The sequence below is a fragment of the Streptomyces sp. NPDC002490 genome, assembly GCF_040296045.1.
Lineage (GTDB): Bacteria > Actinomycetota > Actinomycetes > Streptomycetales > Streptomycetaceae > Streptomyces.
Genome location: NZ_JBEOWM010000013.1, coordinates 29,083 through 53,853 on the forward strand (window position 1 = coordinate 29,083; position 24,771 = coordinate 53,853).

8 protein-coding genes are annotated in these 24,771 nt (G+C 74.6%); 1 reads left to right on the top strand and 7 read right to left on the bottom strand.

The features are described from left to right. Positions 1-90: 90 nt before the first annotated feature. The 7 genes from ABT092_RS10850 to ABT092_RS10880 form a co-directional block, all read right to left on the bottom strand. Positions 91-900, bottom strand: a complete 810-nt coding sequence (locus ABT092_RS10850; protein WP_351242153.1) for an SDR family NAD(P)-dependent oxidoreductase — start codon at positions 898-900, stop codon at positions 91-93. Next, positions 887-6,892, bottom strand: a complete 6,006-nt coding sequence (locus ABT092_RS10855; protein ID WP_351242155.1) for a non-ribosomal peptide synthetase — start codon at positions 6,890-6,892, stop codon at positions 887-889. The genes ABT092_RS10850 and ABT092_RS10855 overlap by 14 nt, the downstream gene beginning before the upstream one ends. Before the next feature lie 43 nt (positions 6,893-6,935). Beyond that, complete coding sequence (locus ABT092_RS10860; protein ID WP_351242157.1) at positions 6,936-8,111, bottom strand: acyl-CoA dehydrogenase family protein; 1,176 nt, start codon at positions 8,109-8,111, stop codon at positions 6,936-6,938. After that, positions 8,104-14,205 (bottom strand): type I polyketide synthase, encoded by a 6,102-nt coding sequence (locus tag ABT092_RS10865; protein WP_351242159.1) that lies wholly within the window; start codon positions 14,203-14,205, stop codon positions 8,104-8,106. Before ABT092_RS10865 ends, ABT092_RS10860 begins: the two co-directional genes overlap by 8 nt. Then, positions 14,202-15,560 (bottom strand): SidA/IucD/PvdA family monooxygenase, encoded by a 1,359-nt coding sequence (locus tag ABT092_RS10870; protein ID WP_351242161.1) that lies wholly within the window; start codon positions 15,558-15,560, stop codon positions 14,202-14,204. The genes ABT092_RS10865 and ABT092_RS10870 overlap by 4 nt, the downstream gene beginning before the upstream one ends. 76 nt (positions 15,561-15,636) lie before the next feature. Beyond that, on the bottom strand, positions 15,637-22,275 hold the full coding sequence (locus ABT092_RS10875) for a non-ribosomal peptide synthetase (protein WP_351242163.1): 6,639 nt from the start codon (positions 22,273-22,275) through the stop codon (positions 15,637-15,639). 124 nt (positions 22,276-22,399) lie between these two features. Then, positions 22,400-23,272, bottom strand: coding sequence for an aspartyl/asparaginyl beta-hydroxylase domain-containing protein (locus ABT092_RS10880; protein WP_351242165.1), 873 nt, complete (start codon positions 23,270-23,272; stop codon positions 22,400-22,402). Between the two features lie 643 nt (positions 23,273-23,915). On the opposite strand from ABT092_RS10880, the gene ABT092_RS10885 reads away from it, so the two are divergent. Then, the gene (locus ABT092_RS10885; protein WP_351242167.1) at positions 23,916-24,581 is read left to right on the top strand and encodes a GNAT family N-acetyltransferase; all 666 of its coding nucleotides are present in this window, start codon (positions 23,916-23,918) and stop codon (positions 24,579-24,581) included. The last annotated feature ends 190 nt before the right edge of the window (positions 24,582-24,771 follow it).

A 24,771-nucleotide genomic window follows, 5' to 3' on the forward strand; every position in this document is an offset into this window, starting at 1 on the left:
GCTTTCCTAGTGATGCGTTGCCGCGGAGCGCGGCGAGAGGGTTTCTGTCGGTTGTCAGTTGTCGGGTTGTCGGTTGTTTCGGTTGTGCGGTCAGGCCCGGGCGCCGGCGTTGCCGAGCATCCGGTTGACGCGTTGGGCGAGCGGTCTGGGCAGCCGGGACACCACTGCGATGAAGACCTTGTTGCGCAGTCCCGGCAGCGAGAACGTCCGACCGCGGGCCGCGTCCCGGAGACACCGGTCGACGACGTCGCCCGGATCCATCCACCAGCCTTCGGAGACCTGGCGGACGTCGATTCCGGCGCGGGCGTGGAACTCGGTGCGCACGAAGCCCGGGCACAGCACCATCACCTGCGTCCCGGTCCCCCGCAGGGCCGCGCTCAGCCCCTGGGAGAAGTACCGGGTCCACGCCTTGGCTGCGGCGTAGGTGGATCCCCTGCCCGGAATCAGGCCGGTGATGGAGGACAGGTTGACCACGGTGCCGCCGCTGCCCTTGAGCATGGTCCGCACGGCGGCGTGGGTGAACTCCTGAGGCGCCGTCACATTGACGGCGAGCTGGTCCTCCAGGACCTCCCGGTCCAGCTGCCAGAAGCTTCCGGAGACGCCGAAGCCCGCGCCGTTGACCAGGAAGTCCACCCCCTCCTCGATGCGCTCGGCGACCTTCCGCCGGTCGGCGGCGGCCGTGAGGTCGGCGAGGAGCACGGCGCAGTTCGCCCCGTGGTGCTCCTCGGCCCGCCGGGCGACCTCCGCCAGCCGGCCGGCGTCGCGGGCGACCAGGACCAGGTCGTGTCCGTTCCGTGCCAGCCGGTCGGCGAAGGCTGCTCCGAGACCCGAGCTGGCCCCGGTGATCAGGGCGCACGGGCGAGCGCTGCGTGCTGGGGGTGCCGGGTCAGCCGTCGGCATGGGAACCCTCCTCCTCCAGATAGGCGTCCAGGTCGTCGTCGGTCATCGTGGAGACCTCCCGGTAGAGCTCGGCGATCTCCGTCAGCCGGCCGGGAGCCTCCTCCGTCCGGCGCAGATGGGCGGCGAACTCGTCGGCACTGCGGGTGGCGAAGACGCCGCCGGGGCGTATCCGCGCACCGGTCAGCACTTCCCGGAGGTCCACCACCACGCGGGAGACGGTCAGGGAGTCACCGCCCAGCGCGAAGAAGTTGTCCCCGGGGCCGACCGGCACGCCGTCCAGATGGCGCGACCAGACGTCACGGACCAACCACACCAGGGCGTCCTCCGGTTCTGCCGGGGCTCCCTGCGGAGCGGCGGAACCGGCCCGGCCCTGCTCCTCCTCGTACCGGCGGGCCAGCGCCTCGCGGTCCACCTTCCCGTTGCGGGTGGTGGGCAGCGTGTCCACGACGACGACCCGCTGCGGGCGCAGGTACGGGGGCAGTCCCCGCCGGGTCGCGGTCCGGACGGCTTCGGCCGCTTCGTGCGGGTCGGCGTCGCCGTCGACCACCACGAAGGCCGCCAGCCCCCGCACGGCGTGCCGCTCGCCCGGTGGCAGGGTCAGCACGGCGGACCGCCGCACCCCGGGGCAGCCGTTGAGGAAGGAGGCGAGTTCCCCGGGCTCGACCCGGTGACCGCGGATCTGGACCTGGTCGTCCCGGCGGCCGATGAACTCGATGACGCCCTCGCGCCACCGGCCCAGGTCGCCGGTGCGGAAGTAGGTCTCGCCGGTGGCGGGGTCCGTGTGGTGACGGCGGCGGGCGTCCCGGGGGTCGGCCAGGTATCCGGGCGTCACCCCGATTCCGGAGACCAGCAGTTCGCCCGTCGCCCATTCCGGGCGGTCCGTCAGATCGTCGTCGACGACCCGGTAGCGGGTGCGGGAGATGGGGCGGCCGTACGGGACGGTGGCCCACTCGCCGGCGTCGGCGTCCGGGTCGGGGACGGGGTGCCAGACGTTCCAGCCGGTGGTTTCGGTGGGGCCGCCGATGCTCACCGGCAGCACCTCGGGGGCGGCCCGGCGCAGACGGCGCAGCACCGGCCGGGGCACCCAGTCGCCGCCGGTGAGGACCAGTCGCAGGGACCCCAGGGCCTCACCGGTTCCGGCCCCGTCGAGCAGCATCTCCACCACGGCGGGTGCCGCGCACAGCGCCGTCACCCGGTGGCGGGCGACCGTCCGGGCCCACTCCTGCGGGTCGGTGGCGCAGCCCCGCCCGGCCAGTACGGCCGTGCCTCCGGCGCCCAGGACCACGAACAGGTCGAACAGTGACAGGTCGTGGTGGAGCGAGGCGAGGGCCAGCGAGGTGTCGGCGGCGGTCAGCCCGAAGGAGTCGACGGTGTGCTCCACGCAGTTGGCCAGCCCGCCGAGGGTGATCGGCACTCCCTTGGGCTCGCCGGTGGACCCCGAGGTGAAGAGCACGTAGGCCAGGTCCTTAGGCCCGCGCCCGTCGCCCGGAGGGGGCCCGGACGGCGGCGCGGCGTCCGGCCGTACCGCGGAGACGTCCACGGTCCGCACGCCTTCCGGGGCGGCGAGCGCGGCGGCCCGGGCGGTCGAGGCGTCGATGACGACCAGCCGGACGCCGGCCCGGCGCAGGACGGCGGCGATGCGGTCGGGCGGCAGGTCGTCGGCGAGGGGCAGGTAGGGGTGGCCGGCCTCCAGCACGCCGAGGCAGGCCGCGTACTGCCGCCAGCCGCGTTCCAGCAGCACCGCGACCGGCTCGGACGGGGAGGCGGGACCGCCGCGTGCCGCCCCGACGGCCTCGGCCACCGCCCGACGGGCGGCGGCGAGTCCGCCCCGGGTGACGGTGACCTCGCCGTCGACGAGGGCGGGTGCGCCGGGGTCGGCGGCGGCCAGCTCGGCGATCGCGGTGTGCGGCCAGCTGCCGGCGGGCTCGCGGTGCGGCCCCCGGTCGCGTTCCCCGGCATGCTCCGCAGTGAGGGCCGGGAGCGGACGCGCCGACCAGGCGGCTTCGTCGCGGGCCAGGGCTTCCAACTGCCCGGTGAGCAGCCGGAAGACACCGTCCACCACGGGCACCGGGAACAGCTCCTCGACCACGTCCCAGTTGAGCACCAGGGCCCCCTCGCGCTCCCGCAGCAGCAGGTCCATCCAGACCTGCGGGGTCTGGCTGAGCGCGAAGGTCTCGTGGAGCCGGCCGTCGAGGATCCGGTCCACGCCGTCGCCGACGCCGAGTTCGCTGGTCATCACGACCGGGGCGAGCGCGCCGGTGACACCGCCCCGGCGGCGGATCAGTTCGCGGGTGACGTCCATGCCGCTGAAGTGGCGGTGGTCCAGGCCGCTCACCAGCCGGTCGCGGATCCGGGCGGCGAGTTCCTCGAAGGAGGAGACGCCCGAGGTGTCGACCTCCAGCAGGGTGAAGGAGGCGAACTCGCCCAGCACGTCGTCCATCCGGGGGTGGACGGGGTACCTGCTCATCTGCGGCACGTTGAGGACGAAGCGCGGCTCGTCGGCCCACTGCGCCAGTGCCCAGGCGTAGGCGGCCAGCACCACCACGGTGGGGGTGAGCCCGCGTGCGGAGGCGGCCCGGGACACCCGGGACCACCTCTGCGCCTCGACGACATGTCGGCGGTTGACGAAGACGGGGGCGTCGGCGGAGGCGTCCGGTCCGCTCCGGCGCGGCAGCCGGGGGCCCTCGGGGAGGGAGTCGAGCCGTTCGGTCCAGTAGGCGGCGGCCCGCCGGTACTCGGGGGTCTGGCGGATCCGGGCGACGGCGGCGACGTAGTCACGGAAGGAGGGCGTCGAGGGGTGGGCGGCGGCCTCCCCGCGCAGCGCGGCGGCCCAGGAGTCGAAGAGCACCTGGACCCCGCGCGCGTCGGCCAGCAGCGCGTCGATGCTCACGCACATCCGCAGCCGTCCGCCCGGCAGCCGCACGAAGACCACGCTGAACAGCGGGAAGACGCCGGGCGGACGGGTCTCGTGGGAGAGCCGGTGGCGCACCTGAGCGGCTGCCGCGGGGTCGGCGACGGCGTCCACCGTCTCGCAGCGGTAGGGCGGCACGTCGGCGGTGGGCAGCACCCGCTGGGTCATGGTGTTCTCGTCGAAGACGGTGCGCAGCATGTCGTGGGCCTCGATGACCCGGCGCAGGGCCCGTTCCGCGTCCCGGATGCTCAGCCCGTCGGGGTCGCCCGGGCCGGTCGCCTCGCGTCCCTCGTACTCCAGGTAGAGGTGGCAGGCGACGCCACCGCCCTCGATGTCGCTGCCCCGGCCGATGAGGTAGGCCTGCTGCTGGTCGAGCAGGTCGAAGGGTTCGAAGCGCAGGTCGGGGCGTGCGACGAGGGTGATCTCGCCGTCGTCCTCCCGGATTCCCCGGGCGCGGTCCTCCACCAGGGCGGCGAAGTTCCGCAGTCGCGGGTGGGCCGTGATGTCCCGGACGCCGATGCGGACCCCGAAGCGTCCGCGCACGGCGGCGACGACCGCGATCGCGGCCAGCGAACTGCCGCCCGCCTGGAAGAAGTCGTCGTCCGGGCCGGGTTCACCGGTCCCGATGGCCTCGGCCCAGATGCGGGCGATCTCCCCGACGGTCCCGCCCGTCTCGGCGAGCGCCGCCGGCCGGCCGACGGTCTCGGGTGCGGGCAGCGCGGCCTTGTCCACCTTGCCGCTGGGGGTCAGCGGCAGGGCGTCCAGCAGCACCACGGCGGACGGCACCAGGTACGGCGGGAGTGCGGCGGCCAGTCGGTCGCGCAGCCGGTCGGCCAGGTCCGGGGCGGAGCCGGCGGCCGGAACCACGTAGGACACCAGCACCTTGGCACCGCCGGCGGTGGTGCGGGCCGCAGTGGCGGCGTTGGCCACCTCCGGCGCGTCCAGCAATCGGGCGGTCACCTCGTCCGGCTCCACCCGGTGGCCGCGGATCTTGGTCTGGAAGTCGGCCCGGGCGACGTAGGAGAGTTGTCCGTCCGGCAGCAGCCGCACCAGGTCCCCGGTGCGGTACATACGGGAACCGGGGGGCCCGAAGGGGTCGGCGACGAAGCGTTCGGCGGTCATCGCCGCACGGCCCAGGTAGCCGCGGGAGAGCTGCCGGGCGGAGGCGTAGAGTTCGCCTACCGCGCCCACCGCCACCGGCCGCAGCTCCTCGTCGAGCACCTGGGCGGAACAGGTGTCGAGCAGCGGGCCCAGGCGCACCGGGCCGCGCGCCTGGCCGCGCCCGCCCCGGGGCAGCGGGAAGCCGGTGATGACGTGGGTCTCGGTGGGGCCGTAGTGGTTGTGCAGGGTGACTTGTGGGTTGGCGTCCAGGAAGCGGGCGATCCAGTCGTTCATCACCAGCGGCTCACCGGACTGGTAGACGTGCCGCAGGTCGGGCAGCGCGGTGCCGGTCTCCCGTGCGGCGCGGCACACCTCCTGGAGCATCACCTGGGGGCAGAAGTACTCGGTGACGCGCTGTCGGGCCAGCAGCCGCACCAGCGCCTCGGGGTCGGTGCGCTCCTCGTCCTCCGGCAGCACCAGGCACTTTCCGGCGGCCAGCGCGGTGAGGATCTCCTGGCTGGCGACGTCGAAGTTGAGGCTGGCGAACTGGAGGACCCGGCCGTCCGTCTCGGCGGTGGCGGTGCGGCCGTGCCAGTCCACCAGGTTGCCGATGGCGCCGACGGTGTGCACCACGGCCTTGGGGGTGCCGGTCGATCCGGAGGTGTAGAGCACGTACAGGGCGTCGTCGGGTCCGGTCCGCGTCCAGGGCGCGTCGGCTCCGGCCGTGCTCCCGTCCGTGGCGGGGTCCGGTGCGTCCAGCGCGATGGTGGTGAGCTCCGGGTAGGCGGCCAGGGTGGAGCGGTCGCCGAGCACCGTCCGCACTCCGGAGTCCCGGGCCATGTGGCTGAGGCGCCCGCGCGGGTAGGCGGGGTCCAGCGGCAGGTAGGCGGCGCCGATGCGGAGGATCGCGACGATCGCGACGACGGCCTCCACCGAGCGGGGCAGCGCGACTCCGATGACGCTGCCCCGCCCGTGGCCGTGCTGCCGCAGCAGCCCGGCCAGCGCGGCGGAGCGCTCCCCGAGCGTCCGGTAGTCCAGGCGGCTGCCGCCCCGGACGACGGCGGGGGCGTCGGGCGCGTCGGTGATGCGGCGGGCGATGCGGACGGGCAGCGCGGTGGCGTCCGGCGCGGGCAGGTCCTCGCCCCGGCCGATGCGCGCGGCCAGCCGGTCGGCGTCGGCCCGGGGAACGGCGGTGACGTCGTGGTCGACGACGACGGTACGGCCGCCGTCGTCCCCGATGCGCACCTCGACGGCGAGCGGGTAGGCGTGCCGGGGGTCCTCGCTGTGCTCCTCGACGGTGACCGTCCGGCCCGGACCCGCGGCGTCCTCGGGCAGGTCCAGTACCCAGGCCCGGTCCACCAACAGCAGGGACCCGCCCTCGGGGTCGGGCGCGTGCGCGGTGTGCCAGGGCGCGTCGGCGGGGCCCTCGGAGGCGTCGCGGACGCTTCCCGGCGAGGCCGCCGGCAGCAGGGTGGAGAGCCAGGAGCGCAAGCGCTCCTGCGGGACCCGATCGGGTACCGCGGCGTGGACGCGGCGCCGTTCGGCGAACCTCGGGCGCGGCGTGGAACCGGCGTCGGCGCCGGTGCGAGCGCCCTGGACCGCGTCCGGCGTCGGGGCGGGCGAGCCGTCCCGGAGTCCGGCACACAGGGCGGCGGCCGCCGCGTACGGCAGGTGGGCGGTGACCGCCGACCGGGGTGCGGCCAGTGAGACCAGGTGCGTCTCCCGGGGCTCCGCGGGGTGGGCGGGCATCCGTGCGATGCGCAGCGTCCAGTCGCCGTCCGGGCGGGACAGCGCCTCGTGCCACTGCTCCCGCTGCACCTCCCGGAAGGCGGACAGAGCGGCTGCGGGCTCCTTCCCGGAGAGGTCGGTGGTGGCGGTGTGCGCGGCGGGACGGCCGTCCCCGCCGGGGGCGGTCGCCCAGCGCCCGGCGGGCAGCTCGCCCCGGATCCGCAGCACCAGGTGGGCTATCGGCATCCCCATGCTCACTCCGCCTCCGAACGATGACGTGACACAGTCGTGCTCCTCAGAAGATGGAAAGGTCGAGCGGCTCGCCGGCCAGGTGCCGTCCGACGGAGTCGGCGGCGGGCACCCGACCGGGCGGGTGGAAGGCCAGGGCCCGGGCGGCGGACAGCAGATAGGCGGGGTCCGGGCCGGTGACGAAGGCGAGTCCGCCGAGCAGCCGGGCGAGCCGGGAGCACAGCTCGGGCAGGCGCTCCTCCACGTGCAGCCGGGCCAGCAGTGCGGCGGCCATGGCCCGCTCGGCGGAGGCGCCGGCGTCGAAGGTCGCGGCGGCTGCGGCGCAGGCGGCACGCCCGGCGTACAGGTCGGCGGCCGCCTCCCCCAGGGCCCGGCGATCGGCGCGCGCGGCGTGTGCGGCCCGGTCGAACAGCGCCTGGGCGGTGCCCAGATAGGTGCCGCAGGCGAGGATCTCGAACCAGATCCAGGCCCGGGTCTGGAGCTCGTCCATGCCGCGCTCGGGGTGCCCTCCGGGCAACAGCATCACGGCGGGCACCCGCACCTCGTCGAGGACGATCTCCTCGCTCTCGGCCGCGGCCAGCACCGGACTGTTCCAGAACGGCCGCACCCGGATTCCGTCCAGGCCGGCGGGGATGACCGCCAGGGCGACCGTGCCGTCCCGCTCGTCCTCGGAGCACACACGGACACTGGTGGTGAGGAGGTCCATGGAACGGGCCAGGCTGCAGGGCTTCTTGGCACCGCTGAGCAGGAACTCCTCCCCTCCTGAGACGGCGGTGGCGGTGGTCCGCGGCACGAGGGCGTCGTCGCCGCGGCGGGCCTCGGAGGAAGCCGAGGCGAGCAGCCGGCGGTCGCGGGCGACGGCGGCCAGCAGCGACCACTGCGGCGCGTCGTCACCCACACGGACGCGCAGGTACTCCACGAAGGAGACCACCGCCAGGTGGTGCATCATCGTGCCCACGCCGAGCGAGGGGGAGCGGGTCGCGAGCGCGGACTGCACCCGCAGCGCCTCACCGCAGTCCAGGCCCAGGCCGCCGTGGCGGGCGGGGATCAGCAGCCCGGGGCCGCCCGCCGCACGGAACAGCGGCAGTACCGGGCTGGCGGACGATTCGAGCTCGGCCAACGGGTACTCGGCCAGCCGGTCGAGCAGGCCGGGCAGCCGCTCCTCGGTGAACGCGGCGTCGGCCGCGGTCAGTTCGGTCCATCCTGGTGCTGTCTCAGGCATCGCGCCGCTCCTCCTCGGTGGTGGTCAACTGGTCCCGCACCCACCGGGCGAGCCGCTGCGGGGTGTGATGGGTCTGGAAGACGTCGATCGGCACCAGCACACCGAGCGACTCCCGGACGCGGCGACGCAGATCGATCGTGGTCAGCGAGTCCAGCCCCAGTTCCCGGAAGGGACGTTCGCCCGCCTCGGCCGCCCGGCCGGGCGGGAGCTGGAGCACCTCGGTGACCCGTGCCAGCACGGCCGCCTCGGCGTCCGCCGGGGCCGATGCCCGGCCGGGGGCGGCCCCCTCGGCAGGCGGCGGGGCCGGCAGGACCGGCCGGGCGGGAGCCGGGGCGTCCGTCCGGATCCAGTACCGCCGGTGCCGGAAGGGGGTGGGCGGCAGGTCGGCGGCCTCCGCCGTGCCGTCCCGGGAACGCGACCTGGGCCCCCCGGGCAACGCGTCGTCCCAGCGGACCGGGACGCCCTGGGTCCAGGCGTGACCGAGTCGGGCGAGGAAGTCGCGGTAGCCGCCCTGCTCGCGGCGGAGGCTGCCGACGACGGGCGCGGGCCGCTCCCTCAGACCGTCCAGCACCGCGGTGATCGGCGCGGTGAGCACCTCGTGCGGGCTGACCTCGACGAACGCGGTGGGGCGGGTGTCGCTGACGGCGGCCACCGCGTCCGCGAAGCGGACCGTGCCGCGCAGGTTCTCGTACCAGTACCCCGCGTCCACCTCGGCGCCGGTGAGCCAGTCGGCCCGGGTGGTGGAGAAGAAGGGGACGCGGGCCGGGCGCGGCACGATCCCGGCGAGCCGGTCGGTCAGCGCCCGGGCAACCGGCTCCACCATCGCGGAGTGCGAGGCGTAGTCGACGGCGACCGCGACGGTGCGGATCCCGGCGCGCCGGCAGTGGTCGGCCAGCTCCTCGACGGCCTCCGGCGGCCCGGAGACTACGGTGCTGCCCGGGCCGTTGCAGACGGCGACCTCCACCGAGCCGTCACGGCGCCCGGCCAGCAGCCGCCTGGTCTCGTCCTCGTCCAGGCCGAGCACGGTCATGGCGCCGGTACCCGCCAGGGAGGAGAGCAGCCGCGCCCGGGTGGCGACCACGGCGGCGGCGTCCTCAAGGGTCAGGGCCCCGGCCGCGTAGGCCGCCGCCACCTCCCCCTGGGAGTGGCCGAGCACCAGGTCCGGTTCCACCCCGCTGCTCCGCCACAGGGCGGTGAGCCCGGCCATCATCGTGAACAGCGCCACCTGGACGCCCGCCAGGGAGTCCGCGACAGCGGCCGGTTCCTCCCCGGCGAGCAGACGCGGGACGGAGAAGCCCACATGGGGAGCGAAGGCGTCCGCGCAGCGATCCACTTCACGGGCGAAGGCCGGGGCCTCCCGCAGCAACCGCCGGCCCATCCCGGGCCACTGGGAGCCCTGGCCGGGGTAGACGAAGGCCACGGCGTACTCGGCGTGCGCGGTGCCGCGTGCCACACCCTCCCGCGGCGTCCCGGTCCGCGCCGCCTCCAGACCGGCGAGCAGCCCGGCGCGGTCGTGCGCGACGACGGCGGCCCGGTGCGGGAGCGCGGCCCGGCGGGTGGCCAGGGTACGGGCGGCCTCCGGCAGCCCCGGTCCGGGCCCGGCCAATGCCGCGCCCAGCCGGCCCAGTTGGGTGTCGAGCGCTTCCGGGCAGGCGGCGGAGACGACGAACGGCAGGGAGGTCCGGGGCGAGCGGGTTCCCGGTGGGAGTTCCGGACCCGGGACCGGGTTCGGGTCTTCGAGGATGAGGTGGGCGTTGGTGCCGCTCATGCCGAAGGAGGAGACGGCGGCCCGGCGGACGCGGCTCCCCCGCGGCCACGGGACCGGCTCGGTGAGCATCCGCACGGTCTCGGACGGCCAGTCCACCTTGGGCGTCGGCTCGGTGCCGCGCAGGGTCGGCGGCAGTTCGGCGTGGCGCAGTGCCTCGACGAGCGTGATGACCCCGCCGATTCCCGCGGCGGCCTGGGTGTGCCCGGTCAGCGCCTTCAGGGAGCCGATGCGCAGGGGGCCCGGGCCGGCCGCCGGGTCGCCGCCCGCGGCTGCCCGGTCGGTGCCGTAGCCGTCGATCAGTGCCTGCGCCTCCACGGCGTCGCCCAGCACGGTTCCCGTTCCGTGCGCTTCCACGGCGTCGACGTCCGAGGGGCGCAGGCCGGCGTCGGCCAGCGCCCGCTCGATGACCCGGCGCTGCGCGGTGCCGCTCGGTGCCGTCAGGCCGTTGCTGGCCCCGTCCTGGTTGACGGCGCTGCCCGCGACGACGGCCAGCACCGGCAGGCCCCGGCGACGCGCCTCGGAGCGGCGGGTCACCACCACCACGCCGGCTCCCTCGCTCCACACCGTGCCGTCGGCGTCGGCGGAGAAGGGGCGGCAGCGACCGTCCGCGGAGAGTCCGCCGAGCCGCTGGAAGTCCCGGTACATCCTGGGGGTGGACATCACGGTGATCCCGCCGGCCAGGGCGATTTGGCACTCGCCCTGAAGCAGCGAGCCAACCGCGAGGTGCAGGGCGACCAGGGAGGAGGAGCAGGCGGTGTCGACGGTCAGCGCCGGTCCCGTCAGGCCCAGGTGGTAGGCGATGCGCCCGGAGAGGACGGCGTTGGAGGTGCCGGTCAGTTCGTGTCCGCCGAGCTCGTCGCCGGCCTCGCGGGCGGCCTGCGCGTAGTCGCCCGCCATCGCGCCGAGGAACACCGCCGTCTCGGTGCCGCGCAAGGAGCGGGGGTCGATCCCGGCGCGCTCCAGCGACTCCCAGCACAGTTCGAGCATGATGCGCTGCTGCGGGTCCATGGCGCGGGCCTCGCGCGGTGAGATGCCGAAGAAGGGGGCGTCGAAGCCCGCCACGTCGGCCAGGAATCCGCCGGATCGGACCCGTATCCGCTCGTCGGACCAGTGCTGCCCCCGGTCGTCGGGGAAGCCCCCGACGGCGTGCGGCCCGAAGGACGCCAGCTGCCACAGTTCCTCGGGGGAGGACACCGCGCCGGGATAGCGGCAGGCCGCCGCCGTGATGACCACGGGATCGGGCTCCGGCTCGGAGTCGGTGGAGTGCCGCACCGGTCCCGCGGGGGCGGGGGGACGCGGCGGTTCGTCGTGGCGCCGCCCGAGGCGGGCGGCGATGTGTTCGGCCAGCGCGCGGGGGGTGGGATGGTCGTAGACCAGCGACGCGGCGAGGTCCAGGCCGGTGCGCGAGGCCAGTTCGGCGCGCAGCTCCAGGCCGTCGACCGAGGTCGCTCCCAGGTCGGCGAGAGGAGTGTCGGCCGACCGGGCGTGGACGTCGGCGACGTCCAGTACTTCGGCGATCGCCGCACGCACCAGGGCCAGCGGGTCCCGCAGCGCCTGCGCCGCCGGCCCCGGGGCTCCGGCCGCCGGGGCGGACGGGCGGGAGGCGGCTGCGGCCTGCCCGCCAAACCCGTGGTCGCGTCCGGTGAAGCGGTAGGTGGGCAGCGGGGTCCACCCGGGGCCGTCCAGACCCGGCAGCTCGTGCCACCGCACCTCGTGGCCGTGGGACCGGGCGAGCGTCAGCGCGTCAAGGAAGGCGACGTACTCGGAGTCCTCCTCGTGTCCGAAGGAGGCGGCGGTCACCTCGGGGCCGTCTTCCCCGGCTGCCCTCACCAAAGGGGTGAGCGTGCGGGTGGGACCGAGTTCCAGGCAGAGTCGGACGCCGTCGGCCCGCAGTGCGGCGAGGCCGTCGCCGAAGCGGACGGTGTGGCGCACGTGCCGCACCCAGTAGTCGGCGGTGGTCAGGTCCCCGCCCTCGGCGAACCGCCCGCTCAGGTTGGACAGCACCGGTCGGGCCGGTCTGCGGTAGGCGATCGCGGCGGCTGCGGCACGGAACTCCGCCAGCACCGGGTCCATGTGCCGGGAGTGGAAGGCGTGGCGGACCGGAAGCTGCCGGGTGCGGTGTCCACGGGCACGAAGGGCCTCGGCGCAGGCGAGCACGGCGGCGCGGTCTCCGGAGATGACGGTGGAGGCGGGGCCGTTGAGAGCGGCGATCTCCACCTCGGAGCGCAGGGCGGCGAGCGTCTCCCGCACCCGGCTCTCCTCGGCCCGTACCGAGACCATCGCGCCGACGGGTTCGACCGCGGCCATGGCGGCACCGCGCGCCACCACCAGCCGTACGGCGTCGCCCAGGTCGAGGACGCCCGCGACGTGGGCCGCGGTGAGCTCTCCGACGGAGTGTCCGCCGAGGACGTCGGCGCGGACGCCGAGGTCCTCGGCCAGGCCGCTGAGCGCCACCCCGTGGGCGAACAGGGCGATCTGGGTGTAGCGGGTGCCGTGCAGCGGATGGTCTTCCCCCGCTGCGTCGCGGACCCGGGTCAACTCGCGCAGCGGTATGTCGAGCAGCGGGTCGGCGTGTGCCGCCACGGCGTCGAACCGCGCGGAGTAGCCGGGCAGGTCGAGAAGCCGGCCGCCCATGCCGGGCCGCTGGGCGCCCTGCCCGGGGAAGAGGAAGGCGGTACGGGTGCGCGCCCCGGCGCCCGAGTGCACGGCGCGCCCCGGGACGCCTTGCGCGATCCGGTCCAGGCGGGCGGTGAGTTCGGCGGCCGAGCGGGCGGTGAAGGAGGCACGCCGGGACAGCCGGGCGCGCCGGGCGGTGAGGGTGCGGGCCACGGAGGCCAGGGCTCCGGGCCGGGCCAGCAACTCGCCCTGTGCCTCGGCCCAGTCGCGCAGCGCGGCGGCGGTGGCGTGCAGCGACTCGGGGGAGGCCGCGGACAGCGTCACGGGGACGGCCTCGGGGACGGGCGTCCGCGCTCCGCCGCCCGGGTGCCCGGAGGAGGGGTCCGCGGGCACCGGCGGCGGGGCGAGCACCACATGGCAGTTGGTGCCGCCCATGCCCAGGGAGCTGACGCCGGCGAGGGCTCCCGGCGGCAACGGCACGGGGGAAGCCGGCACGGTGATGCCGTCGTCGGCGAGGCGGCGGGCCAGTTCGCCGCCCCGGTGCCCGGCCGTGCCCGGCACCGTCCCGCGGGCGACCACCAGTACCGCCTTGACCAGGCCGAGGAGTCCGGCCGCGCCCTCCAGGTGGCCGACGGTGGTCTTGATCGAGCCGACGGCGGGTCCGGTGTCACCGGGGCGGGCGAAGACCCGGCGGAGGGCGTCGGCCTCGGCGCGGTCGCCGACCGGGGTGCCGGTGCCGTGGAGTTCGACGAAGCCGATGGCCGCGGGGTCGACCTCCGCGGCGGCGCAGGCCCGTCGGATGGTCCGGGCGTGCGCCTCGGGGGCCGGCACCAGCAGGGTGCCGGAGCCGTCGTGGGTGACGGCGCTGCCCCGGAGCACGGCGTGGACGCGGTCCCCGTCGCGCAGCGCGTCGGCGAGGGGGCGCAGCAGGACGGCGGCGCCGCCCTCGCCGCGTACGTAGCCGTCGGCGTCGTCCTCGAAGAGCGTGGCGCGGCCGGAGGGCGACTGGCCGCCGAACGAGGCGGTGGCGGTGGCGTTCTCGGTGGAGAGGTTGAGGTTGACGGCGGCCACCAGCGCTCCGGCGCAGTCGCCCGCCCGGATGGCCTGCGCGGCGTGGTGGACGGCGACCAGCGCGGAGGACTGCCCGGTGTCGACGACGAGGCTGGGGCCGTGCAGCCCGAAGGCGTGGGAGACCCGGGCGGCGATCATCGAGGGCGCGGTGGCGGCCAGGGTGCCCGGTCCGATGGCGCCGCGGCGGCCGGCGGCGTGTTCCATCGCCCAGTCGGCGCCCATGGATCCGACGAAGACGCCGAGGCCGCGCTCGCGCGGTGCCGAGGGATCCTGGCCGGCGTCCTCCAGGGCGGTCCAGGCCAGCTCCAGCGTCCACCGCTGGTGGGGGTCGACGGCGGCGGCTTCCCGGTCGGACATGCGGAAGAGACGGGCGTCGAAGCGCCCGGCGTCCGGGTGGTAAGAGCCCTGTTCGATCCGGGTGCGCACCTCGGCCGGTGCTTCTGCGGCCGCGAAGCGGCCTTCGGGCGCGCGGCCGTCGGGGCGGCGGCCCTCGGCCAGCAGGCGCCACAGCTCGTCGGGGGTGTCGGCGCCGGGCACCCGGCAGGCGAGGCCGACGACGGCGATGTCCTGGCGGGCCGGCCGCGGGGCGTCTTCCTTCCGGGTGCCCCGGGGCGGGGCACCCTGCTCGGTGTGCGTCATGCCGGCGTGCCGCCCTCCGGCAGGGAGACCCGCGGCCGGGTGGCGGGCGCGGGGGAGTCCTGGTTCTCCGCCAGGACGCGATCGGACAGCAGCCCCAGGGAGCTGAGGTTGGCGAACCCGGGGCCCTGCGCGTAGGCGGCGAGGGTGGGAAGCAGCAGCTTGGGCAGCAGGCCGTCGACGGAGAGGTCCGTGCGGATGTGTCGCTCCAGGGCTTCGGCGGTCTCGGGGGCGTCGCCGACGATCGCTGCGACGGCGGTGCGGGCCCGGTTGCCCAGCAGGTCCAGGAACCAGTCGGGGCGGGCTCCGGTGGCGTCGATGACCACGTCGAAGCGGCAGGTGCGTTCGGCGCGGCCCGGGTTGTGCAGCGTCAGTTCCACCTGGCTTCCCGCCCGGCGCACGGCGGTGACGGTGCCCTGCTGGTGCAGTACCGCCGCCTCGGTCGCGATGGCTTCGATGGCGCGGGGCGAGTACACCCCCCGGTCGGTACGGGCGATGACCTCGCGGCGGTCGTGCTCCGGCAGTTCGCGCCAGCGTTCGGGGCTGGAGTAGAGGGCGTTCTCGAAGAAGCCCTCGCCCCGGCTGTAGACCACGGGGTAGGGGCTGATCACGGTGGTCCGGCCGGAGTGCTGGCGGATCAGGTCCTCGACGACGGCGGCGGCGGTCTCTCCTCCGCCGACCACGGCGACGCTGGGGTCGACCAGCGTGGTGTCCAGGCCGAGCCGCCAGAACTCCTCGATGCTGCAGACCGCGTCGCTCGCCAGCCGGCCGTCGTGCGGACCCGGCCCGCTGATCATGACCCGGTCGGCCCAGAGGACGGCGGACCCTCCGGTGTTGCCTTCGATCGTGACCTCCCACTGGCCGCCGGAGGTCTCCAACCCCCGCACCCAGCCGCTAACCAGGGGGAAGTCGACGTTCTCGGCGGCCCACCGCAGATAGGCGGCCCAGTCCGCGTGGCGCGGACTGGGGCGTCCGGCGTCGACCCAGGCCGCGTAGCGGCCGGTGGAGACCAGGAACGCCGTCCAGGAGAACTCCTGCATCCGGGTGTTGACCGCGGCGTCGATCTCGGTGCCGTGCCCCCGGGAGGCGTAGGGGAAGCCGAGGTCCTTCTCCGGGCTGGTGGACAGTCGGGGGCGGCCGTTGGTGCGCCCGCCGACGGCCGTCCAGTTGGCCCCGACGTCATAGGGTTCGACGACCAGCACGCGAGGCGCGTCCACGCCCAGTTCCCGGAGCACCTGGCTCTTGGCCGCGGTGGCCAGCGCCTTGGGGCCCGCGCCCACGACGCAGATCAGCTTCCGCGTCTCGGGTCTCCCGGCGCCGAAGCGCCGTTCGGCGTCCTGAAGGGACAGCGACTCCATCGGCTCGGTGCTCCAGCTTCCGTACGGTCCCGCCGGGGGCGGGGTTGCTTGGGTGGGGGGTGTCGCGGAGGGCATGTCAGGCTCGCTTCCAGCTGCCGAGCAGCGCCTGAAGGGTGTCCTTGTCGAGGCCGGAGACCTCGGTGTCCGGAGCCGGCGTGCCCGGAGCGGTTGCACGGCCGCGGGTGTCGTCGGCCTCGGCGCGTTCGCACGCCTCGGCCAGTTCGGCGACGGTGGGGTTCTCGAACACCATCTGCGCGGTGACCCGCAGTCCCTTGGCACGGGCCCGGCTGGCGAGTTGGACGGAGACGATGCTGTCCCCGCCGAGGGCGAAGAAGCCGTCCTCCCGCCCGATGTCCGCCGTGCCGAGCACATCCGCGAAGAGCGCGGCGACGGCCTCCTCGGTGGCGCCGCGCGGGGGCTGCCGGGTGCCGGAGGTACGCGGGTCCGGCAGGGGCAGGGCGGGCCGGTTCAGCTTGCCGGAACCGGTCAGCGGCATGACGTCCAGCACGGTGAGCACCGAAGGATGCAGGTAGACGGGCAGTTCCCGGGCCAGGTGCGCGCGGACGGAGGCCAGCGCCGCGTCCCGATCGACGCTCTGGTCGGCCAGGGTGACGTACCCGGCCAGCAGGGTGGAGTCGTTCTCCCGGTGGGTGCGGGCGGCGGCCAGCGCCACCTCGGGCGCCAGGCGGAGAACGGCCTCGATCTCACCGAGTTCCAGCCTGATGCCGCGCAGCTTCACCTGGTGGTCGGTGCGGCCGTCGAAGAGCAGTCGGCCGTCCCGGCTCCAGCGGGCCCGGTCCCCGGTGCGGTACAGCAGGGTGCCGGGGACGTCGCCGTAGGGGTCGGGCAGGAAACGGGCGGCGGACAGGCCGGGACGCTTCCAGTAGCCGCGGGCCAGTTGGTGGCCCGCGGCGTAGACCTCGCCGGGCACCCCGGGCGGGCAGAGGTTGAGGTGGCGGTCCAGGACCAGCACCCGGGCGCCGTCGACGGGGGTGCCCAGGTGCAGCCCGTGACGGTGCATCGGCCCCCGGACGACGCCGCCGCTCAGCTCGGTGGCACCGTAGTTGTTGACGATCTCCGCGTCCGGTGCGACCTCCCGCAGCCGGCGCAGCAGGGTCGCCGTCATGGGCTCGCCGCTGCTGATCCAGCGGGGCACCGAGCGGCACGCCTGCGGGGAGACGCCGATCAGCGCGTTGATGGCGGTGGGAACCGCAGTGACCTGCCCGATCGGGTTGTTCTCCAGCAGACCGGTCAGGCTGCCCACGTCGCGGGCCTCGGCCTCGTCGGCGACGATCAGACGGGCCCCGGCGATCAGGCCGGCGAGGATCTCGCAGCCGCCGTCGTGGAAGCTCAGCCAGCCCTGGCAGAGCCGGACGTCGGGCTCCGCCACGGGGTAGCGCAGGGGCTGCCAGGCCAGCCGGGCGGCGTAGGCCCGTTGGGTGCCGATCACGCCCTTGGGCACGCCGGTGGACCCGGAGGTGTAGAGGAAGTAGGAGATGTTCTGGCCCCGGGCGCGGTGGGCCACCTCCGCGGGCAGCCGTTCGTCGGACTGCCCGGCGAGTTCGGCCGTCGCCTCGGCACCGTCCAGCGCCAGCAACGGCGCCGCGGAGGCGTCGGGCAGGTCGGCCACGGCGTCGGAGCGGGTGAGCACGACGACGGGGGCGGCGTCGCCGATCATGTACGCCAGCCGTTCGGCCGGGAGCCGCAGGTCCAGCGGCAGGTACGCGGCTCCGGTCTTCACGACCGCGAGCAGCGCGACCACCATGTCGACGGAGCGGGGTACGGCGATGGCGACGAAGCGGTCCGGTCCCGCGCCGCGCGCCAACAGCAGCCGGGCGAGCCGGTCGCTGCGCCGGTGGAGTTCGGCGTAGTCGAGGGTGCGGCCCGCGCACTCCACGGCGGTCCGCTCGGCGGCGCCGGGCAGTTCGAGTGCGGCCCTGGACCGCTCGACGAGTTCGGGCAGGGTCTCGGCGGATTCGGGGGCGGCCTCGGGCCCGCGGCTCCACTCGTCCAGGATCAGCCGCCGCTCCGCTTCGGTGACCAGTTCCAGGGCGTGCAGCCGACGTCCGGGCTCCCTGCCCATGGTGCGCAACACCAGGCCCAGCCGGTCGACCAACTGCCGCACGGTGGCCTCTTCGTAGAGGTCGCGTCGGTAGATCAGCTCTCCGATCCAGCCGCCGGACCCCCCGCTGGGCTCGAAGTTGACGGAGAGGTCGTACTTGGCGGTGGCGGTGTGCTGCGGCAGGGAGCGCCAGTGCAGCCGGCCGGTCGCCCGGGTGAGGTCCTCCTCGTCCCGCAGCTGGACCAGTACCTGGAAGAGCGGGTTGACGCTCAGCGAACGCTCGGCCCCGGCGGCTTCGACCATCCGCTCGAAGGGCAGCTCGGCGTGGTGGTAGGCGTCCACGGCGCGCGCCCTGGCGCGGCGCACGATCTCCTCCAGGGTCGGGTCCCCGGTGAGGTCGTTCCGTACCACCAGCAGGTTGACGAAGAGTCCGACGGCCTCGGTCACCGCCTCGTCGGGCCGGTTGGCGACGGGGGTGCCGAGCGGCACGTCGTCGCCGGCGCCGAGCTTGCACAGCAGGGTGGCGACGGCCGCCTGGAGCACGATGAACGGCGTCGCACCGGTTGCCTCGGCGAGTCGTTCGACGCCCCGGCGGACGTCGGCGTCGAAGGAGAAGGTGACGACGCCGCCGGCCGGGTCGGGTCGGGCCGGGCGGGGACGGTCCGGCGTCACGGCGGTGTCCTGCGGCAGATCGGCCAGGTAGCCGCGCCAGAACTCCGCCAGGCGGTCGGCCGGGCCGTCCGCGGCGTCCAGCCGCTCCCGCTGCCACAGGGCGTAGTCGGCGTACTGGACGGGCAGTGGGGCCAGCACCGGGGCACCGTCCAGGCTGCCGCCGCCGCCCAGCCGGGCCGCGTACGCGCGGGTGAGGTCGTCGACGAGCAGGCGTGCCGACACCTCGTCGCACACGATGTGGTGGAGCAAGAGGGAGAGCACGTGGTGCTGCCCGGACACGCGGAACAGGGCTGCGCGCAGCGGCCGTTCGTGGGCGAGGTCGAAGGGGTGCGCGGCGGCCCCGGCGAGGGCTGACTCCAGGTCCTCGGGACCCGTCGGGGTCACCGGCAGTTCGATCCGGTGGTCGTTGAGGATCTCCTGACGGCCGACACCCTCGTGGTCGGGGAAGACGGTGCGCAGGCTCTCGTGCCGGAGCAGCAGATCACCGAGGGCGCCGCGCAGCGCGTCGGTGTCGAGCGGGCCGGCGAGGTCCAGGGCGATGGGCACGTTGTAGGTGGTGCTGTCCGCCTCGACCCGGTCCACGAACCAGATGCGCTGCTGGGCGAAGGACAGCGGGACGGTCTCCGGGCGGTTCCGGGCGGTCAGCGGCGGGGCGGGGCCGAGGTCCCGATCGTCCGCGGCGCCGTCGCGGATCAGCCGCGCGAGCCCCGCGGGGGTGGAGCGGGCGAAGGCGTCCCGTACCGAGACGACGGTGCCGTACCCACGGCGAATCAGCGACAGCAGACGGGTGAGCAGCAGCGAGTGGCCGCCCAGTTCGAAGAAGGAGGTGTCGGCACCGACCCGGCGTCCGCCGACCGTCGGCGCACCGTCCCCCGTCGGCTCGGCGGCCGGTGCGCCGGCCGGTGCGAGGAGCTCGGCGAAGAGCGCGGCGATCTCCCGCTCCAGGACGTCGTGGAGAGGGCGGAAGGCGGCGGTCTCCTCGGGCGGCGCCTCGGGCAGCGCGCGGCGGTCGGTCTTGCCGGCCGGGGTCAGCGGCAGCGCCTCCAGAACGACGAAGGATCCGGGCACCATGTGGGCGGGGAGCGCGGCGGCCAGTCGGGCCCGCACTGCCGGCAGGTCGATGTCCTGCTCTCCCTCCGGGGTGAGGTAGGCCACCAGCCCGGTTCCGGTCTCCGCCTGTTCGCGGGCCACGACGACGGCCTGTTCCACGCCCTCCTGGGCGCGCAGCGCCACCTCGATCTCGCCCGGTTCCACTCGGAAGCCACGGATCTTGACCTGGTCGTCCGCCCGGCCGGCGAACTCCAGTTCACCGTCCGCGCCGAAGCGCGCCAGGTCCCCGGTGCGGTAGAGCCGACGGCCGGGGGTGAGCGGGCTGGGCACGAAGCGCTCGGCGGTGAGCACCGGGCGGCCCAGGTAGCCGCGGGCCAGCGAACTGCCTTCGAGGTAGAGCTCTCCCGTCTCGCCCGGCGGGGTGAGGCCGAGCGCGGGGTCCAGGAGCAGCGCGGTGTTTCCCCACTTGGGGCGCCCGATGGGGACCGTGCGATGCCCCTGCGGACCCTCGACGCGGTAGCCGGTGACGGACTGGGTGGTCTCCGTGGGGCCGTAGTAGTTGCCCAGGGTGAGCCTGCCGCCGTTGCCGAACCGGGCGCGTACCCGGTCGGCCAGCTCGCCGGGCAGCGCCTCGCCGCCCACCGGCAGCCAGCGCAGCGAGGTCAGCGGCCTCTTCGGCGCCGCCGCGGCCAGGTAGTTCAAGAAGGACGGCACGGCGTGGACGACGGTCGCCCGCAGGGCGGCCACCTCGGCGAAGAGCAGGTCCAGGTCGGCCTCGGCGCCCGCCCGGGGCACCAGCACTTCGCCGCCCACGCACAGCGGGCCCAACAGCTCACCGAGGGAGACGTCGAAGGCGGGCGAGGCCAGCTGGAGCCAGCGGACCCTCTCGCCTTCGTCGTGGGTGTCGCGGAAGTGGCCGGTCAACCACTCCAGGTGGTCGCCGAGGGCGGCGTGGGTGGTGCCCACTCCCTTGGGCGCGCCGGTCGAACCCGAGGTGTAGATGACGTACGCCAGGTTCTGTGGACGCAGGGGGCGCACCCGATCGCGATCGGTCAGCTCGCCCGGACCCGAGAGCGGTTCCAGCTCGGTGTGCCAGGCGGGGGAGTCGACGACGGTCCGCGGGACGGCACCTGCGGGTACCCGGTCGTCGGTGTCGGTGCTGGTGAACAGGTGGCGCGGGGCCGCCTCGGCCAGCAGACGCGCCAGGCGGTCGGCCGGGTGTGCCACGTCGAGGGGCAGCAGCGCCGCACCGGACTTCAGGACCCCGAGCGCGACGACGGCGCTGTCCACGGTGCGTCCCAGTGCGCAGGCGACCAGGTCCTCGGGGCCGATGCCCCGGGCGGCGATCCAACGGCCCACGGCGGTCGCGCGGTCGTTCAGCTCGCGGTAGGTCAGCGTGGACCCGGCCGTGCGCAGCGCGACCGCGGTCGGTCGGGTGGCGGCCTGCGCTTCGATCCGGTCCGTCGCGGAGCGCCAGGGCCCGATGAACGCCGGGGAGGTTCCCCGACCCAGGAGCAGTTCGCGTTCCTCCTCGGTGACCAGCGGGAGTTCGGCGAAGGAGGTTCCGGGGTCCCGCAGGGCCGCTCGCAGTACCCGCAGGGAGGTCTGTGCGAGGGAGCCGATCCGGCCGTCGGGGAAGGCGTCTTCGAGGTACTCGAAGCGCAGCACCCAGCGGCCGTCCGGGGTGCGGCGGGCCATCACCGACAGGGGGACCTGGCCGATTCCGCCGCGCGCCGCGCGGGCCTCGACCGTCACGCCGGGCAGTGCCAGATGGACTCCGGCGTCCTCGATGCCGAAGCTGACTTCGATCGGCCGGGGCCGACCGGCGGCTCCCAGCAGCCGTACCGCTTCGCCGTAGGGCAGGTCCTGGTGCTGGAGGGCGTCGGCGACGGTGTGCCCGGTGCGCTCCGCGAGCCTGCCCAGGCCGTGGCCGGCGGGAACGTCGAGGGGCAGCAGCACGACGTTGCCGAAGTAGCCGAGGGAGCGGGCGCACAGCTCGCTGTCCCGCTGTGTCACGGGGGTCCCGATCACGGCCCGGTCGTTGCCCGTGTGGCGGCGCAGCCCCGCGGCGAAGGCGGCGAGGAGGACGACGAAGGGGGTGGTGGAGAACCGTCTGGCGAGTTCCTCGACCGTCCCGGACAGGGACGCGTCCAGGGCTGTTTCGTGGAAGCCACAGGCGCCGGTGTGGTCCTGGGCCGCGGCGCTGCCGAGCCCGGTGGCCGGGTCCGCACCCGCCAGGGCCTCGGCCCAGTGCCGGCGCAGGGCGGGCAGCGCCGCCGAGCGCTCGCGTTCCATGACGTGGGCGGCCTCCGCGTAGCGGACCGTCGGGGCGAGGGCGCGTCCCTGGTAGGCGGCGGCGAGGTCGTTGAAGAAGATCGCCCAGCAGGCGTCGTCCCAGGCGATGTGGTGGGCGGTCAGCAACAGGGTGTGCTGCTCGGGGCCTTCGGCGTAGAGGGTCAGACGTACCGGGTGCGCGGCCTCCAGGTCGAAGGGGACGCGCAGTTCGGCGGTGATCAGCGCGTCCAGGTCGCTGCCCCGGGCGTCGGTGACGGTCACCGGCAAGGTGTCGGCCGTCAGGTCGGGGACGGCCAGCAGTTCGCCCGTGTCGGTCAGGGCGTAGCGGGTCCGCAGGATCTCGTGGTGGTCGGCGACCGTGCGGGCGGCGGCGGTCAGGGCGGGGACGTCGACGGGCCCGCGCAGGGTGAGGGCGGTGCCCACGTTGAGTGCGGCACCGGTGGCGTCGGCAGCGTGCTGGAGCCACAGCCGTTGCTGCGCGGGGCTCGCCGGAGTCTTCGCTCCGGGCGCGAAGGCCAGGGGTTCGGGCTCCGTGCCTCCTCCTGCCGCGCTGCCGCTCTCGGCCATGCGCTTGCGCAGCGCCGCGAGTCTGCGTCGGCGATCGCGCTCCGCCGCAGCGGTGTCCGTCGCGCCCATCGTGCCTCTCCTCATCGCTCTTTCCCCAGCAGTGGGGCATCCGTCCCGTCGCCGCCGTGTGCGGCCCCGCCGCCCGGCGGTCCGTCATGGGGCGCCGGTTCGCACCCCATGGCGCCCGTGTCCCCTAGGACCAGGAGCTCAACGAGAAGCGTTCGCTCAGCGTGCGGGCGCCGATGGCGTAGTCACGGAGCTCGGTGGCGTTGCGCACCAGCAGGTCGTCCCCGGAGGACTCGGCGATCGAGCGGAGCCAGCCGTAGGTCTCCTCGGCGGGTACGTCGTAGCGGAAGTGCACCTTGGAGAGGAGGAAGAGGAACTCCTTGAAGTTGGCGCGGTCCACCACCTCGCCGAGCTTCAGGATCGCCTCCCGCCGCTCGGCGGGGAGTTGGGGGCGCTCGATGATCCGGGGCTCGGCACCGGGTCGGTGGTAGGACTTGTCGCGGAAGACGTCCGCCTCCTCGTACGGGCCGTCGAAGGCGAAGTCGACGCAGAGCATCTGCCTGCTGTCCGCCGAGAAGTTGGCGGCGGCGTGCACCGCCCCGGCGTCCAGGAACCAGATCTCCCCGGGGCGCATGTTGAGCACGGTGTCGTCCTCGGAGTGCAGTGCGGCGGAGTTGGGCTCCAGGAACATCAGCACCCGGAAGTACTGCTCGGCGTCCCGCTCCAACTCGACGAAGTCCCGGTGGGGGATCACCACGGCGTCCACCAGGTTGCGGGTGCGGACCATGGTGATCCGGTCGGTGTCGAAGACGCGCTCCACCAGTTCCCGCAGGTAGCCGGTCTGCTTGCCGTGCTCGGTGAGTTGGGCGGGCGAGGAGATGTCCCGGTACAGGTCGTCCCGGGCGTCGCCACTGGCGTTCCACAGCGGGATGTTCTTCCAGTACCCGTTGCTGAACTCGTCGTAGCCCTCCTCCCCACGCGGCACGGAAGCGAGGTAGGCGAGGTCCGGGGCAAGCCGGCGGTCATCCAGCTCTATCTGTCCGAGGATGTGCGATCGCACGTGGAGAACACCCTTTCTGGCAGGGGATGGTGGCCGCGCGGGGCGGACGGGGGCCGCCTGCCCTCGGTCAGCGCTGTGGTGCGCGTCCGGTGGCGGCGCCTGACATCACGGACTGGGGTCCGGCCGACCCTCCGTGCGGAACGGCACGGGCACCCACACAGGGACAGGGCCGTGCCGGGGAACGACGTGACGCAGGAGCACGTGTTCCCCCGGCCAACTCGGCATTTCGAGTAGTCGAGTTGGCTGAAACAGGACGCTAATCGACTCATCGTTACTTTGGCAAGCCTTACCTAAGTTGATCATCCTCTAGGTGTGTGCGTCCCCCGCTGGCACCACCGCGCAAACACGGGCCGTAGCACCGCGCATCGCGGTCGCCGAGGGCCTCGCCCCCCGGGGAAGCGGCGGTACGTGATCTTCGCCTCACGGGAGCACGCTTGCCTCCGCCTCCTCCCGTACTGAAAAATCCCCGGCAGCCGCCTCACGACGTCCGGCCCGTCCTGAGCGGCCGGCCCACGTGGTCCCGAGCTCCGCTCGCCCCGCGTGCCGCAGGGCGGACGGAACGCAGCCGGCGGACCGGCAGCCGTAGATGTCCCGCGCAGGAGCCCCGCACCTCGGACACCCGCCCCCTCCAAGGAGCACTCCCGTGAATGCCAACACCCCTGTACTGCCCCGCTACGCCCCCGACGGACTGCCCGCCTCCTGGCTTGCCGTCCCACCGCCGCCCACCGGTTTCCACCGCGGTGAACTGCACTTCCGTGACGCCCGCACGGACAACGGCGACATCGAGATGATCTGCGAGTGGATGAACCGGCCGCACACCGCCAAGGGTTGGGAGTACGACTGGCCACTGGAGCGCTGGGACGCCCACATCAAGGCTCAGCTGCGCACCGGCTACTCACGACCCATCGTCGTCGAACAGCACGGGCGCCCCATCGCCTACATGGAGTTCTACCGGATGGCCCAGGACATCGTCGGCCACCACTACCAGGCTCAGCCCCACGACCTCAGCGTCCACCTGGCCATCGCCGACACGGCCGACACCGGCCGGGGCCTGGGGTCCCGGATCATCGGCGAGATCACCGAGGAGTTCCTGGACCGGGACCGAGCCTGTGACGCCGTGGTGTTCGAACCCGACGCGGCCAACTCCGCCTCCCGCAAGATGATCGAGAACAACGACGCCGCGCTGCTGGGCGAGGTGCAGGTGCGCCACCGTCACATCGCGTTGTACGCACGGGTCCGCGACGGACGACCGCTGCCCCGGATGGGACGGCCCGCCTGGACGGCGTCGGCCGACACCGCCGCCGGCTGAAACGGCTCGGCACAGCACAGGAGTTCGCGTGAGGCCCACCCCGTCCCCCGGCGGGAGTGGGCCCTCGTGTCGGATCGGCACGCCTCCCGAACTCGCGACCGTACGGAAGCGTTCTCGCCCCTGCCCGGGGACCCGCACCCGACGGGCCCCGGCGGCAGGGGTCGAGCGTGGCCGATTCCCGGCTCCGGCC

Bases quoted from the DNA above. Each gene is read 5' to 3' on its own strand.
- ABT092_RS10850 (WP_351242153.1), bottom strand. From the start codon at position 900: ATGCCGACGGCTGACCCGGCACCCCCAGCACGCAGCGCTCGCCCGTGC.
- ABT092_RS10855 (WP_351242155.1), bottom strand. From the start codon at position 6,892: ATGGGGATGCCGATAGCCCACCTGGTGCTGCGGATCCGGGGCGAGCTG.
- ABT092_RS10860 (WP_351242157.1), bottom strand. From the start codon at position 8,111: ATGCCTGAGACAGCACCAGGATGGACCGAACTGACCGCGGCCGACGCC.
- ABT092_RS10865 (WP_351242159.1), bottom strand. From the start codon at position 14,205: ATGACGCACACCGAGCAGGGTGCCCCGCCCCGGGGCACCCGGAAGGAA.
- ABT092_RS10870 (WP_351242161.1), bottom strand. From the start codon at position 15,560: ATGGAGTCGCTGTCCCTTCAGGACGCCGAACGGCGCTTCGGCGCCGGG.
- ABT092_RS10875 (WP_351242163.1), bottom strand. From the start codon at position 22,275: ATGGGCGCGACGGACACCGCTGCGGCGGAGCGCGATCGCCGACGCAGA.